Genomic DNA, 16,973 nt, shown 5'->3' with positions numbered 1-16,973 from the left:
TTACCTCCTCCTCATTTGTTTCCCCCTTTGAATTTGAAAAAACTTACTCATTGATATCTTTAACTGATTTCCTAATTATTAGTCTTGTTGGTAACATTATCTGCATAGTATTTCCAGCATTATAGGATGTATCTGTCGAGCTCATTTGATCGATCAGGAGTTTTACAGCTATTTCTCCCATCTCCGCTTTCTGCTGAGCAATCATGGTCATGGGAGGTGAAAGGTACTCGCAATATGGTTGGTCATCAAAAGATATAACCGAGATATCCTGGGGTATGCTTAAACCCTCCTCCTTAATAGCTTTTAGAGTCCCTAGTGAGATTAAATTGCTCAACGCTAGTATAGCTGTAGGTTTATTTTTTCCATTCAATAACAATTTCGTTCCAATATATCCGTTTTTCTCTCCGAAGCTATCGCCAGTTATCAGGGTCCTGTCAACCTCAATTCCATTATGAATTAGTGCATCTTTATACCCTTGAACCCTATCACTATTTACCGATGTTCCTATTAAACCCTGTATACATCCAATCACTTTATGTCCGCATTTGATTAAGTAGTTAACAGCGTCGTATGCACCTTTATAATTGTCGGAAACGACATAGGAACATTTAAGCTCTTTGAAATACCTGTCCACTATGACTATAGGAATCTTTTTCTTAAAAATAATTTCCAAATGATCGGAACTTATACCAACAGGACATATTATAAAACCATCGACTCTTCTGTTTATCAATATTTTTATCAACTCAGCTTCTTGACTTGTATTTTCCCCGCTATCACATAGCATAATCGTATATCCAAATTTCCTTGCTTCATTTTCAATATTCTTCGCAATTGATGCAAAAAATGGATTTGATATATCGGGAATAATTAAACCTATAGTGTTTGTTTTCCTTTCCCTAAGACTTTTTGCGATTGGATTAGGTGTATAATTCAGTTCCTTTGCTAACTTCAAAATAGCATTGGCAGTTTTCTCGCTTATTCTGTACTCTTTTGCCTTCCCATTCAGCACCCTGGAAACCGTCGTTATGGATACGCCCAGTTTATCTGCGATATATTTTATCGTAATTATGTTTCTGTTACCTTTGTTTTCCTCTACCATAGCCTCTCGAGCAATATAATGCCCTTGGGAAAGAACAAACGTTTGTCCATAGTATAAGCAATTTTAGCTTATTTGTCAAGCCTTACGAAATATTAATTCTACTTAAAGATTATTTTCCCTTTGAAAACCTTCTAAAAAGATTATTTAAAAAACTATAAGAATTCATTGGATTGCCGTAATCAAGTCTTGTGTCTGTAGTTAACTGAGGAAAATTTGGGACAATATCTGGAAACGGTTGTTTTCTCTGAAAAACAAACATATCTATACGGGTGAGTTTAATTCTGTTAAACTCATCGACATCTATCCAAATGAAATCTGAATACTTTCTCTGCAATTTATCAATATACGGATTCAAATATTTTTCTATTATAGAAATAGTATTTAGGCTATCTATGTTACAATTAAATTTACTCTTTAAGTAACAATCTAAATAATATTGAGATAACAATGCATCATACCACATTGCAGTATGACGCCTTACAGACAAATCTTTATCATATCCACGTTTATAAGCTTCTTCTGTCAAATAAACATCTCTTACTAAATCTACCATTGCTAATTTCAATTGTTCATAATATTCACTTTCTCTCCTTATCTTCTTACGAAAAACGAGCGGATGCCTTTGCATATCTTTTAGAAAAGACCTTACTGTCCAAATTCTATCATTTACTTTTAGCAATGGTTTATCAAGTAGTTCTTCTAACTTATTATTCAAGCAACAAGAATCATAGCTTGAAACTTCTTGGCCAAAGAGGGAATCTTTGAAAAGTTCCTTAGTTTCATCCGGATTCTTTAGATATATTTTTTTCAGGTAATCTGCCAAACTATAAAATGTATCTTTATAAAAATCTAACCTTTTACCTTTCATTATTTTTAAAACAAATTGATCATAAATCCTAATGGCTTTTTTTCTCTTTAGTTCATCCTTAACCATTTCCATCCTTTGTAATTGTTCCTGTTTAGAAACGGCTATTTTGTCCTCCCAACCTAATATCTTCATCATTAAATATTCATTTGGACTATACCTGATCGGGCCAAGTACTTTCCCTTTTTCCAATGGTTTCGAAAACAAAGCTTCCCTAACCACAGGATTCATCATAGTCTTCCACGATACATCTTTTGTGGGTACCTTTTCCTTACCCCAAATTTTTTTATATACCTCCTCAAAAGAGAAATTCTCCATTTCACTAATAATATTCTTTGCTATACTATCTCCTCTAAAATAAAAGTATTCTATTTCATATGTTCTCCCTATTGAATTATATAAATCTCTAATTTCTTCCTCATTTAAAGTAACCTTGTCAATTCCTTCTTTCCTAAAGAGTAACTGCCTCATTGCCTGTTCTTTTCTTCCTACAATATAATTTTGAATACTTTCGCTCTTTTTAAAATTGCTATAGAAATCTTTGTTTTTTTCAGCTTCAATAGCTAACAATTTTTCAGCTATTAGTGAATTTAAAATAATCTTTTTATGCACATTATTATTTAGTCGGCAATATTTAGGTCTTATAGTAAATTCAGATCTCTGATAAAATTCACCTACTGAAATAGTCTTATTTCCAATCTTTGCCAAAATTTTAACATCACCGCCATAGAAACCTTTTCTTCCACAATTTGAATATAAAATAAATATCATTAGAAGAATGCAAACAAATATCGAATTCAATTTTCTACACTTATACGTTTTAAATATAACCGGATACAACGTCATTCTCATAACACAGATTACTTAATTACAACTACCTTTTTCGTACTCAGTAAATTATTCGAAATCATTTTTACAAAATAAACACCACTGGTTATGCTACGTCCACAATCATTTTTCCCATCCCATATTACATTATACGTCCCCGCAGGTAATAACCTGTTGACTAAAGTAGAAATTAAATTACCATTTATATCATACACTAATAACTTAATTCCTAAATCCTCTGGAATCTTAATCTGAATATTTACTTGAGAATTAAATGGATTTGGATAAGCTAACACACAAAAATCTTGAGGCATTTTCCCCACGGAAGATTCCTTAATAGATGTTTCATTACAAATAACTTTAATATTATCAAAGTAAACTGAATAGTTTCTCGAACCAAACCCAATCCTACCTCTCCTTACCAACCTTGAACTAGAACATTCCAACAGTTGAGTATCATCTAAAGTTACCTCTATACGATTATCAGTTAGACTCATCTCTAATCTATGGTACTTATTATCAGGAACACCTTCTTCTTTAGTCCAATTCAAATAAATTTCCTGGTTATTTGTCACACTTACCAAACGTGAGCCGTTAGCAGTCAAAAACAAATAATTACAGTTGCCTTCATCTTGATATCCAAAAATTATACAAGCTTCAGCTTGCTTAATATCAGATTCCCCTGTACGAAAATCCAAAGTTAGATTAAAATCGGAGTACAAACTATCCTTTACAAAACAAAAACCAGGCAAAGAACCAGCTCCAGATCTTTCACCATTACTCAAATAATAGCGCAAATCTCCATTATCTATTTTCGTTGCCCATAGATTTTCTTGCTTTCTCTCGTAATTTCTTGCATCTCCAAAATACAATACGGGACTAAAAATAGGGTCATAGACATTTATTACTTTAGATGTATCATAACATTCATTTTCATTGTCTTTAACTGTCAATTTCACTTCATACTCTCCACTACTACTATATAGATGAGTCACTTTATCACCCTCTCCTGTGGTCCCATCTCCAAAATCCCAGTAAAATTCCTTAATCACTTTATCCAAACCTAGATATGAAATCGACGCATCAAAAAAAACCTCTAAAGGAGCCCAACCAAATTCCGGTTCAGCATTGAAGTCAACTCTTATCGGAGATTGCATCATTAAATCTTCAATTATCTCTTCATACTCGCTATTAAATAATCGTTTCTCTATATAAGTTCTAAAATTTGGTTTCATTTGCCATTCATAACCATTTTCTAGACGACCAGTTCCCGAACTCACTTCATAAAACATATTCGACAACCCTCTAACAGCATATAATACAGCAATTTCATCCCAACTGGGTCTATCTTTAAATTGGCAATTGAAATATCGAGAGTATGCTTCTCTAACAGGATTGGTAGTTGGCGCATTCTTTAGGCATGAACCTGTTAAAATATCTCCACCTGGTTGACTAAAAACTATAGGCGTAGGCCAATTTTCTATAACATTTTGAGACACATTAACAAGACCATGTCGTACAAGATTAAAACCATCATTCCATATCCCACACATAATAACTAACTTCTTAACTTTTTTCGAAATCAAATCATACTCGTTTTCAAGAAGATCATTTATATTGTTTAGAAAACCAACACTTATTATAGTAACAGAACTATCTGGTTGCTTACTCAAAATAGATCGATAAACTTCCAAAGCACTTGGTGCATCTTTCTTTTCAAGATCATGTGGATATTGAGCAACAAAATACAAATACGACGAGTAGTCAGGATCTGAAAGGTTACCTTTATAAATGCCAATTGGTATATTTCCACGACCATACCAGGTATTTATCGCATCAATTGCTGGAGGTCCATAGTCATGAACTTCATTGTAACAAACTGCAAGTATTTCAGCTTCCTGATTATTTGCTAAAGCATGAAGTATAGCTAAACCACCTACATCATCTACATCTGCACACATATCTGTTTCATATATAACTTTTACCTTCTCTTTAGCATCCAAAAAACAATTCCCAAAATAGGTCCCAGCAAAAACCAACATTAACAAAAATAATTTAGATAGCTTCTTTCCCATATAGAGTCCTCCTTAAATACATTTTACTTTAGAGATACACCAAATCTCCATCACACTAATAAATCTCATTTCCCACTAGCAGGTGGTTTAAGCATCAAATCTTCAATAATTTTTGCACAACTTTCAGGACTTAACTTCGCTCTAAAATACGTTCTTTGCCCAGGAGGCATACCCCATCTTTCAACATCAATTAATTCAGAAAAGTAATCGGATATCCCTCGGACTGCATAAAGTACAGCTATTTGATCCCAGCTGTGTCGACTGCAAAAATGCTTATAAAAAAATTGGTAATAAGCCTCTCGTACCGGATTTTCTTTGGGTGCATTCCTTAATCCTTCTCCGGTCAACATACCTGTACCTAGTTCACTAAAAACAATTGGCGAAGGCCAATTTCTAATTACATACTCAGACATATATTTTGTCCCATGTCTTTCTAAATTGAATCCTCCTCCATATCTGCTACCCATAATTACCAATTCTTTAACTTTTTTCCTTACCAGATCAGGTTTAGCTTTTAATAATTCATAAAGATTATTTAGAAACCCAACACTGGCTATAGTTACTGAATGATCCGGTTGAGCAGAAAGAACTTTAGCATAAACTTCCAGTGCACTGGGAGCATTTTCCCACTCAAGATCATGCGGGAATTTGGCCACAGAATCCAAATAAGCAGAATGATCAGGTTCAGGAAGTTTCTTTTTATATACTCCAATGGGAATATCACCTCTTCCGTACCATGTGTTGATAGCGTCAATGGCTGCCGGCCCTGATGGATGGACTTCGTTGTAACAAATTGCTAATATCTCAGCTTCACCATTATTGGCTAAACCGTGTAGCATGGCTAATGCGCCTACATCATCTACATCTAAACACATATCCGTTTCAAGAATAACCTTCTTTGGAATTCCGGTTATAACTGTCATCAGTTTTTTTCGACTGACAACCAATCCTTTATCATCAATCACTGTAAGGTTAACATAATATTCGCCAGGTTTACCATATACATACTTAACAACACTACCTTCTTGAACAACTCCATTCCCAAAATCCCAATAATAACGTACTATTTCCCCATCTGGATCAAATGACCCTGAAGCATCAAACGTTACTGTTTCTCCGGGTTTAGGACGATCAGATAAAATACTAATTTGAACTACAGGCTCATTGTCATAAACATGTATTTTTTTTATTACCTTACTCTGTAACCCCTTTTCATCTTTAACAATAAGACTAACTTGATAAATACCTTTTTTCATAAACCCATGTTTTACCCTTTTCCCAGAAGTACGAATATTATCTCCAAAATCCCAAGTCCAAGAAACAATAGATCCTTCGGTACTTGACGAGTAAGATCCATCGAATTGAATGAGTTTATTAACTAGAGGAATTTCGGTATCAATCTGAAAAACCGCGTCGACACCAGGACCTTTCCCTGTAGGAATAAAGCCCATATCATTAGTAATGAACCATTTATCTATACGGGCCTGATCCATACCGTAAGTCAATGTAAGTGTATGTATGCCTGGTTCAAGATAATAGGTTACAACTTCTTTTTGATTTCTATAGTCGTGTACTTCATCCCAATGCCATTCACAGTTAACATCTATACCATCCCATAGGACCCATTTTGAATCATCCATTCTAACCCAAAAAGCATCTTCATAATCCATATCAATTTTGACTCGACCCCATATTTTATAGGTTCCAGCATTATTAACTCTAAATCGATATGTAAAACGGCCATCTTTAGGAGGATTTATAATATTATTATTACCTTCCTTAACCTCAATATACTGTCCCCCAGAAGCCTTTTCATTATAATGAATCAACATTGGTTGATTTATATTACCTGCTTCGGTCTCAATCCATATATAGCATAGATCATTCTTTTGCTTTACAATATAAATTTGCGAAACCAGAGAGTTTTTCAATAAGATTACAAGCAGAAAAATAATACCTAATTTGACTTTCATATAGAATCCTCTATTCAATTCACATACACATTACCACTAATTATGCACCTTCAAAAATGTATTATAATAGTCGCTAATAATACTCTTACAATCCAAATTTTCCCATATTACAACACTTCTATCTACGTTTTTAATCTTTTCCCATCTTCCATTTACATATTGTAACCCCTTCACAACAAGACGATCTGCCCATGATGGATTTTTTAATATTGCAACCGCTGTTACATCAAATAGTGGCCTACTCTTAGGCCTACCTGGAAAATTCTCAAACAAGTTAACCAAATAATCCCCTATGCAATTAAACTCACCTCCGTGTCTACCTACTATCGGCTCCTCTATTCGCGGTCCTATACCCTTCATCTTACTTCGAAAGGTCTCCAAATCTACCTTTGCCGCATCAGCTCCAGTATTCTCTCCATAACGTACAACTACCATCTCAAACTGAACATCAGATTTTAAAATTGCACCTAATGCCGATGTGTCATTCTCTAAATTATACTCCCCCGGCATCGGATAATTTGACCCCAACCATACAACCCGAACATCCTTAACTATACTCGGATCCTTATATATAGCCAATGCAATATTGGTCAGCTTCCCTATACCCAATAATACCAACCTCCTCTTATCTGACTCCTTAGCTCTCTGAATAATGAAATCTACAGCTTCATGACCATCAAAACCCTCTTCATTAATGTGGGCAATTATATCCTTAAATGTACCATTAGCTCCCCTGTAAACCCTAACCCTATCCTCAAAACCACATAACTTCACTATCCTTTCCGCTTCCTCAAAATGTTTGTTTACATCTCCACCATTATAAGTCCTATTAACTGTTATCCCCTCGATATCAAAAACATTATCATTAAACAGTAAACACGCAATCGCATTTTGATCATCCATCTCGTTGTTTGCATCCGTATCAAGTATAACCCGTATCTTTTCATTTACTTTTAATGACGAACCTTCATCTCTATAAGTACAGGCATTAAAAATGAATAGTAATAGTATTACACTAACGAAAAAAAATCTGTTCATTCCTTATTTCCTCCTATCTCTCAATGAATCAGCTTACTATTTACAATAGATGTCGAAAATTATTTAATAATTCGCTCATTATAAAAAATCTAAAGCGCAAACAATTATCGAGCTAATTTATTAAGAAACTAAACCCTATAGCATTGCTATTTCCTAATACTCCTATACTACGAAATGCATAATCAAATCGAAGTGACACACCCCTATTTACATGTATCAAGATACCGAATCCAAATGTGGGGCCAAATACAGAATCTTCCATAAACAACCCTCGATAACCAGCTCGAAAGATGAAATCTGCAATACCTGGTAAACGGATTAAATACTTAACTCCAACATTTACTGATTCACTATTATTATTTGGATGTATGGCATCCAATGCTAAAGTTAAAAGCTGATTTGTCGAAGCTATTGGATTTAAAGAAAAACCTATTCGGAATATCAATGGTAGTTCCCACGAATCAGTTTTGAATTCTACTTGCACATCTTTATAGTTTCCAGCCTCATCAGGTGCTATATCTAAGGATCTTAACAAATCTAAACCACGGTATCTCATCCGACTACCATAATTAGATAAACACATCCCAATTTTCATACCATACTTCCCATCACTCGTCGGCGAAAAAAATTTCGTCTGGATTATAACTCCAAAATCTGCAGATACAGCACTTGCACTACAGTGATATATAGATGAGTTGATATATTTTATTGTTGCCCCAAAGCCAAACCAGCTAGAAATAAGGTGCCCATAAGAAAACGTAAATGCCAAATCGCGCGGAGAGAAAGTTTCACCTGTTCCATCCTGCAACTCCACAGTTGTTACTTCCATTTCACCATAATCAATACCAAATAATGAAATTGCAAAAGTTCCTACATTTTTAACAGGTATACCTGCAGCACAAAAAAATGTATTAGTGTTCACTATCCATGGCTGATAAGAAAAGAACGCTTCTTTTTTATTCATAAATGATAAACCACCTGGATTCCAATAAATACTCGACAATGAGTTTGCTATACTTACATATGCATCACCCATAGCAATTCCTTTTGGATCATATCCCAGCTCCAGAAAATTTGCTACAGTTGTACCTACTCGATTCGGAGAAAAACGGGCATATACAAGACTTATTGCTAGGTAGATAATCACTAAAACTCGCGATATAAAATTTTTATTCATCATTTTTCACCCCTAATCTTAATTATAATTACTTAATAACAGCAAACTTACCGGTTTTAACTTTACCCGTCTTCTTAGATTTTATATAATATACATAAACACCAGGTGCTATCTCCATTCCCTCTTTTGTCAGCAAATCCCAATAAGCTATACCATTGCTATGCTCGTTGTTGACTTCAAATTCGTCTACTAAATATCCACTTATCGTAAAAATTTTAATCTCACATTGCGATGGAATATTTGTAAACATAATTCTGCGTCTTTGATTTAAATAAATATTACGAACCGCTGGTTCTAGCAAATTTGTAACAATATATGGATTGGGAACAACTTTTATTTTGTCCAAATCCTCGGCTTTCGAAACCTCTTCCTCAGAAGGTGGCAATATTTCAAAATAGTATACATCATCTGCAGTAAAAGGCCTTACTCCATCAATTCTATAAACATCTCCAGCTTTGGGTAAATTTTCTTCCGAATTTGCTTGTCTGAAATTAAAAGCAAATAAACTTACCATCCACTTATACTCGCCATCCTCATTAGAAGCATATCCGGCAATAACATAATCTTCCAATATATCAAACTGACCATTTTTATTTGCATCATATGCCACTAAATCTAATTTGTAAAAACTTCCAGTTGAATCTCTGAACAATTTATTTTCCACATAAAAATCAAAAGTAGCTGGTAGTATTAATGATCTATCAAAGAGAGTTATCCCTTCGACAGAATACATACTCTTAAAATCATTAGAAATGGTTGTGTATTGTTCAGCTCCTCCAGTAAAGACTATATCATATTGCCATGGAAAGAGCTTATAAGCATTTTCCGACACCGTAATTTCTATTGGAGAATCTCCTGATATCCAACCTATTCTTGAAGAATCTAGTCGAGCCTCAACAGGAATATTAGTAGCTCGGAAAATTATACCATCAAAAAAATCCGATTCCACTAATTCTGAATTAATATGATAAAATCTGCCAACCATATCATATTGAATATTATTACCTGTATAATGTTCTGGGCTTTCTTCTACCAATATCTTTTTTTCAATAGTGTCATAAATAGTATATCCTATATTCCTGTAGAAAATTCCGAGTGGATATCCTTTTCCTTCTTTCCCAAACACTCTTATCGTATCAACTTTAAAACTTAATTTATAAACATGGTTCGGCTTAAGATCTGTTTGGCTTACTACATCAAAGCTAATTTCCCCAGTTCCTTTAATTATATCAGGAGAGTTTAATTCTATACTAGGTGGAATATAACCACTTGCTAAAGGATGGGGAGTCACTACCTGAACATTTGGACTCATATAAACTATTTCCTCATTCTCATCAACTACAATTGATGGTACAGTCTCAGAAGGTGCTATATCTACTCCCAGACCCTGTATACCATGGTCATACGCCGTTATATAGTAATAATATGTTCTTCCGTTTTCTACATCTTCATCTATATAATAGTGCCTTATACCTGTATTTCTTCCTAGGAAAAACGATTCACCATTTACTAGTGCATAGTCAGTAAAACCATAATAATCATTCTTCAAATCACATTGAAAGATTGGCACTTTCCCTGAAACATTACCAAATGCATCTCTGACTCTTGATGCGTCAGAAAAGAAACGATCCGTTGATTTGTATAATTTATACCCTTCAAAATCATTCTCACCACCAAGTAAAGGCTCCCTAGTTAACTTTTCCGCTCTATCATCCCAATATAAGATAACCTTACCATCTAAAGCTGTTGCATGTAAAGTTGACATTTCGGGTGGTTTAGCAAATCTATAATCATTCTCATAAATCATCTGAACTACCTTTTTTTGCTCCATCAATAAATAAGGCGGATCACCACTATTTAGACTTGCAACATCTTCATACGCTGCCATTAATGCACATGATATTCTTTCAGTTGTGCCTTTACTTAATACAAAAGGCCCTGAACCAAATACAGGAGCATAATCACTTGGTGGCCCTGTATATTTCACTAGATTTCGATCTGCAACCAATTTATATAAATCTTCGTCAAATCTTGGACAAGGTGGATTGGTGAACGGCCAAGGTATAAAATGAAAGCTTGTTAAACCTAGCATATCTGATTCTGATACATCGTTTATACCAAAATTGGGTTCACTATTTATACCTATCACCATATCAGGCTTATGATTACACTCTGTACCATCAGGATCTGGTCCGGTATAGTTTATATCACCGGGGCCAACACCATCAAGGCCTACATCATCTCCTGCATATTCTCCAATATCATAAACACCATTACCATTCAAATCTATACCATCTTGCCAATCTTGATCTTCATCAGCATCCCAATGCTCCTTTAAATCTTCCTCTTTCTTACCATAATACGATAAAAACTTAGATAGATCCGAAATACCATCATAAGGGCCTACTTTCTTAGTAGCAACATTATCTCTTCTTTCATCCACTAAACCATCCTCATCATTATCAATTCCATCATTATATATGCCAGGACTTTCCAAAAAAGCTATACCACATGTTCCAGGAGCGTATCCGCCTGCACCCATATTATTTGAATCCCAAACATATGCCAATTCCATACTTTCTTCAAAACCACCAAGGTCATCACCATCATCCCAAACATTAAAAGCATTTCCTACTCCCATATCCACAAAAAAACCAAATATTGCACGTGGGATATCATAATCTGAAATATTAGTTATATTATACTCCCAAAAAATTACATTCCTTGTCTGAGGATTTTCCCACTGATAACCTCTCACTTCTACACGATATCCCACACCACCCCATGGTTTACCTTTCTGAATAGTAACATTTGGATTTTTATCCCCTATAAATACTCCAGGTCTTGGGTAATACTTAATCCTTCTTCCAGGTGTAAGATATTCCTGATCTTGCGCGTCATTAGCAACAAAACAACATTCTAATTGAGCATATTTAACACCTCGCCCAAATCTACCATTCCACTCTCCTGGCCATTTCTTCTCATCACCACGAGCTGGCCATCCCTCAGGAGGCCACGAAAAAGGATCGTTGCTTATAGCAGGAGATTCACTCAAAGGATTAAAGTAACCTGGAACAGGGTAAAGCCCCCAGACAATATCTCCCTCTGGATTTCTATCAAGCATATCTTCATAGTTCCAGTAAGTCTCTATAAAATATAATGAATCAAGATCCTTCCTTGCCATTATTTCAGACAAATCTGTGACCGGAATGGAATCATTTTCAACAAATACCTGTGCCCCAAGCAAAACAGCCAAAACATCAAATACCTGTATTCCCTTTTCTGAATCTCTTGGCCATTTTGAACCATCCACCATATATTTGTATCCTATTTGTGTATTGTTAAAAAAAACTGTTAAAAACTGATTTCCATCCATCACCCCCATTCTAACAGCACTTCTATCACCTGCAGGATCATCTGGACCTTCATAAATTCTACCCTGGGAAAACAACTTCGAGCTATATAAGCAAGCTTGAATTAGGACCAGAACTCCAATAATTATTCTTCTAAATTTATTCATCCTTATTCCCCCCATAACTACTTATTAAAATTAAATTCCAATCCAACTCTAATTGAACGTGGAGCACCATACATTCCCGGATTATGTAAAACATCGTAATAAATACTGAAATCACTTCTATATGTATAAAGATCTACTGGACGAACAATTCCCGTGTAAGCCCTTCCAGTTGTACTATTCACAGATACTTCATTCAGTCTATCCAGAACATTATATGCAATTAAAGTTAACCTTATGCTTGTTCCCTTTATGGTACCTAAGTTGTAATATGCATTAATATCAACCCAAAACTGAGAGGGTTTACATTGATTATTTGGCAATAGATTAATTAAAACTAATGGGCTTTCGGAAATAGGAGTCCAAGTGTAGGGCGTTCCAGTGTTGTAATTCATCAATATTGTCACCCCACTTTTTCTCCCCTCATATCCCATAGCAACCTTTAAAGTATGTCTTTGATCCCATGACATTGGAATGAGCTTATTCACCGGATCCATATCTTGTCCCGCACGATTAAATGCTAGATACGGACTATCTGCCACTCCTCTAGAATACTGCAGTGAATAATTAACATTTACAAAATACATTCCAGAGCGAAATTGATACTTCAATTCCAACCCCCTAGCATTTCCATAATCCTTATTACAAAACAAACCATATCGTATTTGGCTATATGTGTAAATCAATTTTGAGCTTAGCAAGTCATAAAAATCTTTATAAAATAGCACAATCTCCAAATTCATATTACCAGTCAATTGCTGCCACAATCCAATCTCATATTGAACAGTTTTTTGACATTTCAGTAACGGATTCCCCACTAACGCTAATTCTGTAACTATAAAATCATTATTCTGATAGAAATAATTATAAGCTGGTATCTGTAAGAAATGACCATAGCCAAAACGTAAAAGTGCATACTCACCCAATTTATAAGAAAGACCCAACCTAGGACTAAATAAATATTGAGGTTTTACCTTCGGATACTTACTCATTCTTGATTCATCCTCGAAATAGTCTTGATTTGCCGGGTTCCTCCAGTTCGTTGGATACATAGTATTTGGATCAAAATAATCAAAGCGGACACCTGCATTTACTACCATCGATTCAAATTCCATTTTATCCTGTATATACGCAGAAAATTGAATCGGATTTTTCTTGTAATAATCAGTATAAATCGAAGAATCAGACCTAATTTCGGGCTTATAATAAGGATACATACGCTTACCGGAAAGACTATCAATTATAAAAATACTTTCTAATGAAGAGCCCTCGTATTTATTTCTTATATTAGCATACCTATTATTCAAAAAAACATTATTTAGATCAAAACCCGCTTTAATACCATGATTTTTATTAACTTGCCAATTAAAATCAAATTTTACATTTGTTTTTTTCTCCGTCCTAATTGTATGACCTTTAATTTGTCCTCCTGTTGAAAACCATTGACCTGTTATCCGACCATAAAAATCATGAACATAGCCACTGTCCAGAGGATCTTCAAAAACATAATTGCCATATTTATACTTATTATAAGACAATTTTAATTCGTAAAACATATTCGTTGACAACATATGATTTACGTATAGCGCTATAAAATTAGTCCTTTCGTGACTGGTTGGCAATCCATAAGGATTGTATTTAAATTGATGATTATAGTTTTGAAAATCACTAGTGTTACAATTATAAATTACGTTTAATTTCAGAGAAGAAATAGGTTTTAGCGTAAATTTAGCAAACAAAGAAGTTTCTTTATCATCTTCAAGGGGGACATAAGAGCTATCCCCATTCTTCTCGCTTATCCAGGAAATTGGATAATTACTAAAATCACTATAATCATCAGGATTAAAAATATTTATTCCGTATAAATGCCCCATATTGTAGTAATACCTAAAATTTATTAAATATCTTAAAAACTTACCGAATAGTGGACCAGAAACATTTATTTTATAATCTTTTATCCTCACTTTATTATTATCTAATCCAATAAAAATATCTTTATGTGTGGTCAAGAAATCTCCAACACTTACTTCTCCCGACATATTAAATTTCTCACTTCCTTCTTTCGTTACAATATTTACTACCCCACTCATAGCATTTCCATATTCAGCATTAAAAGTCCCAGTTATTACCTCCACTTCTTCAATTATATCAGGATTTAGCTCAACCGTTTGACTTTCATGAAAAAAAGATTCAGTTACAGCTATACCATCGACCATATATGATACCTCATCACCTCTACCACCTCTAAAATGCGAACCAACCACACCCGGTTCAAGACTTACTATTTGATACATGTTATCTATGGGTAATTTATTAATTTCTTCCGAAGTTATATTCCTAACAGAACTCGTTTGGTCTTTCTTTATCTCAATCTTTTTCGCATAGACAACAACTTCTTCACCCTCAATTACAGATTGTGACATACTAATATTCAAGTATGTAGTTCTGTTAACATTTACTATCACATCTTCCAACTTAACTTTTTTATATCCAATCATTTGAAACTCTATATCATAACTTCCTGGGGGAATATTAAATATAAAGAATCCTCCATTATTATCAGATGCAGTCCCCATTTGAGTACCTAAAATGACTATGTTTACACCTACAAGCGGCTCCCCAGTTTTTTCATCTACCACCTTACCTGATATTTTTCCACTAGTTTGCGGGTACCCAAACCCTACAACTAGACACACAGTTACTATTAACACCTTAGCGAGTTCCCAAACCCTCATATCTTCCCTCTCGATATATATGATATTATATTAATCGGGTGGGGGATATTCAATTAATCAATCCCCCACCCATTTTTTACTATTTCTACTTAATCAAAACCATCTTTCTTGTAAGTGAAAAACCACTCTCTGTTTCTAAGCGATAAAGATAAACGCCACTGCTCAGAGAACTGCCATCAAAAATGACTTTATAATCTCCCGGCTTTTTTACCTCATTCAGTAGAACGCATATTTCCTCTCCCTTGAGATTGTAAACGCTCAATTTTACATGTTCGTTTTTCGATACAGTAAAAGCTATTTCTGTGATCGGATTGAAGGGATTTGGATAATTTTGACGTAATGAAAAATCTTTCGGTCTATCATCGGTTTTCTCGTCAGCTATCTTTGTTAAATCGCGATATTGGAGAAGAACCGCCTTAAAGGTTGAATCTCTTTCATCCCAGTTCCAAGTGTGTCCACCTCTACCTCTTATATGAAAACTCACAAGTGGATTTATCCCATCAGACCACACAGCAAGTCTAAATTTTGTTGTCACAATAGGTGTTTCAGACTGCCATACAGATTCTGCATCCGTATCAACACCCGGTCTGCCTTCAGCCTTAGATCCACCTACACCATTCATAACAGTAACCCATTCTTCTCCATCCCAATATTGAACAGCCCATAGTGTATACGGTTGAGGTTGGTTTCCGTAAACTCCGCCCCATGTAAAGTAATTCACATATTTTGGTACTGGCCATTCAACCATCCAGTAAAAAGGATCCTCCTCTGTAGGATATCCAGCATCAAATTCAAAAGGATATCCAAATTCACCCCACTCAGTAATTTCATAAAAATCACCTTTTACAGGATCAAATAAGATAGTTGCAGGCTGACCACGGATATATTCATATTCCCTGGCTTTAAATGCAGCACTGACAACGGCTTCTGGCAATAACCCTAAATTAACCATTTCATCTTTTTCATTATCTGGCTCTGCATTCGAAAAATCCAGGTATTGTATAAGCACAGATTTAACATTACCATTTGTACCTCTAAAATGAATACTCTTTAAAGTATCATTATCCACAAATTCATCCGTTGTATCACAATATGCTATAACCCTTAACTTTGTAGTGACAATTGGCTCTAAACCTCGCCATTGAAATACCCCATTGTTAATCCAACCGCCCACTCCATTTAACGTATCAGCTTCCCATCCATTATGGGCTTTAGGGACATCAATCCACTTCTCATTTTCACTATCCCAATATTGTATAGCCCACGGAGTATTTGGCTGCGGCTGATTCTCGTAAGCTCCACCAACCGTAATGTAATTAATATTTTTGGGTGTTTGCCATTCAACCATCCAATAGAATGGATCATCTTTTGTTGCAACCAACTTATCCTCAAAGGGAATTCCATATTCATGATATTCTGATGGATAAGCAAAATCTTGTTTAACTGGATCCCAGAGAATATCTTCTGGCTTCCCCCTTGCCATACCTTCTGGAACGGAACCACTGACAGTAGCCTCATCAAGCAAAGCAAGATTAACGTTTGGATCCTGAGAATTATCACCTTGACCATATACTAAAGATGATACAAAAAGAAAAAGACTACAAAAAACCAAAAACATAACAATTTCTTTTTTCATGTTACCTCCTCCTTTTATGATTTCTTT

Annotated in this window: 9 protein-coding genes; all 9 read right to left on the bottom strand. The window is 34.8% G+C overall.

The genetic code is table 11. The features are described 5' to 3' along the window. Positions 1–43: 43 nt before the first annotated feature. The 9 genes from H0Z29_01465 to H0Z29_01425 all read right to left on the bottom strand — a co-directional run bounded on the left by H0Z29_01465 (position 44) and on the right by H0Z29_01425 (position 16,946). A complete protein-coding gene (locus tag H0Z29_01465) occupies positions 44–1,102 on the bottom strand; it encodes a LacI family DNA-binding transcriptional regulator (GenBank protein MBO8130166.1) in 1,059 nt (352 codons plus the stop codon). Positions 1,103–1,211: 109 nt separating this feature from the next. After that, positions 1,212–2,738 (bottom strand): hypothetical protein, encoded by a 1,527-nt coding sequence (locus H0Z29_01460; GenBank protein ID MBO8130165.1) that lies wholly within the window; start codon positions 2,736–2,738, stop codon positions 1,212–1,214. An 89-nt stretch (positions 2,739–2,827) separates the two neighbouring features. Further along, entirely contained in the window at positions 2,828–4,870 is a 2,043-nt protein-coding gene (locus H0Z29_01455) for a PKD domain-containing protein (protein ID MBO8130164.1), read from the bottom strand. A gap of 65 nt (positions 4,871–4,935) precedes the next feature. Continuing rightward, complete coding sequence (locus H0Z29_01450; GenBank protein MBO8130163.1) at positions 4,936–6,843, bottom strand: PKD domain-containing protein; 1,908 nt, start codon at positions 6,841–6,843, stop codon at positions 4,936–4,938. A 36-nt stretch (positions 6,844–6,879) separates the two neighbouring features. Next, positions 6,880–7,881 (bottom strand): nucleoside hydrolase, encoded by a 1,002-nt coding sequence (locus tag H0Z29_01445; GenBank protein MBO8130162.1) that lies wholly within the window; start codon positions 7,879–7,881, stop codon positions 6,880–6,882. A 112-nt stretch (positions 7,882–7,993) separates the two neighbouring features. Next, positions 7,994–9,061: a PorV/PorQ family protein gene (locus H0Z29_01440; protein MBO8130161.1), complete on the bottom strand. Its 1,068-nt coding sequence runs from the start codon at positions 9,059–9,061 to the stop codon at positions 7,994–7,996. 25 nt (positions 9,062–9,086) lie between these two features. Next, positions 9,087–12,578, bottom strand: a complete 3,492-nt coding sequence (locus tag H0Z29_01435; GenBank protein MBO8130160.1) for a hypothetical protein — start codon at positions 12,576–12,578, stop codon at positions 9,087–9,089. A gap of 17 nt (positions 12,579–12,595) precedes the next feature. Further along, positions 12,596–15,310: a TonB-dependent receptor gene (locus H0Z29_01430; GenBank protein ID MBO8130159.1), complete on the bottom strand. Its 2,715-nt coding sequence runs from the start codon at positions 15,308–15,310 to the stop codon at positions 12,596–12,598. An 85-nt stretch (positions 15,311–15,395) separates the two neighbouring features. After that, entirely contained in the window at positions 15,396–16,946 is a 1,551-nt protein-coding gene (locus tag H0Z29_01425) for a T9SS type A sorting domain-containing protein (protein MBO8130158.1), read from the bottom strand. Positions 16,947–16,973 lie beyond the last annotated feature (27 nt).

It is taken from the genome of Candidatus Neomarinimicrobiota bacterium (genome assembly GCA_017656425.1).
In the GTDB taxonomy this organism is placed as follows: domain Bacteria; phylum Fidelibacterota; class UBA2242; order UBA2242; family B5-G15; genus JACDNV01.
Note: the sequence above shows the minus strand (reverse complement) of the source record. Positions and strands in the feature narration are given on the sequence as shown.

Bases quoted from the DNA above. Each gene is read 5' to 3' on its own strand.
- H0Z29_01465 (MBO8130166.1), bottom strand. From the start codon at position 1,102: ATGGTAGAGGAAAACAAAGGTAACAGAAACATAATTACGATAAAATAT.
- H0Z29_01460 (MBO8130165.1), bottom strand. From the start codon at position 2,738: ATGATATTTATTTTATATTCAAATTGTGGAAGAAAAGGTTTCTATGGC.
- H0Z29_01455 (MBO8130164.1), bottom strand. From the start codon at position 4,870: ATGGGAAAGAAGCTATCTAAATTATTTTTGTTAATGTTGGTTTTTGCT.
- H0Z29_01450 (MBO8130163.1), bottom strand. From the start codon at position 6,843: ATGAAAGTCAAATTAGGTATTATTTTTCTGCTTGTAATCTTATTGAAA.
- H0Z29_01445 (MBO8130162.1), bottom strand. From the start codon at position 7,881: ATGAACAGATTTTTTTTCGTTAGTGTAATACTATTACTATTCATTTTT.
- H0Z29_01440 (MBO8130161.1), bottom strand. From the start codon at position 9,061: ATGATGAATAAAAATTTTATATCGCGAGTTTTAGTGATTATCTACCTA.
- H0Z29_01435 (MBO8130160.1), bottom strand. From the start codon at position 12,578: ATGAATAAATTTAGAAGAATAATTATTGGAGTTCTGGTCCTAATTCAA.
- H0Z29_01430 (MBO8130159.1), bottom strand. From the start codon at position 15,310: ATGAGGGTTTGGGAACTCGCTAAGGTGTTAATAGTAACTGTGTGTCTA.
- H0Z29_01425 (MBO8130158.1), bottom strand. From the start codon at position 16,946: ATGAAAAAAGAAATTGTTATGTTTTTGGTTTTTTGTAGTCTTTTTCTT.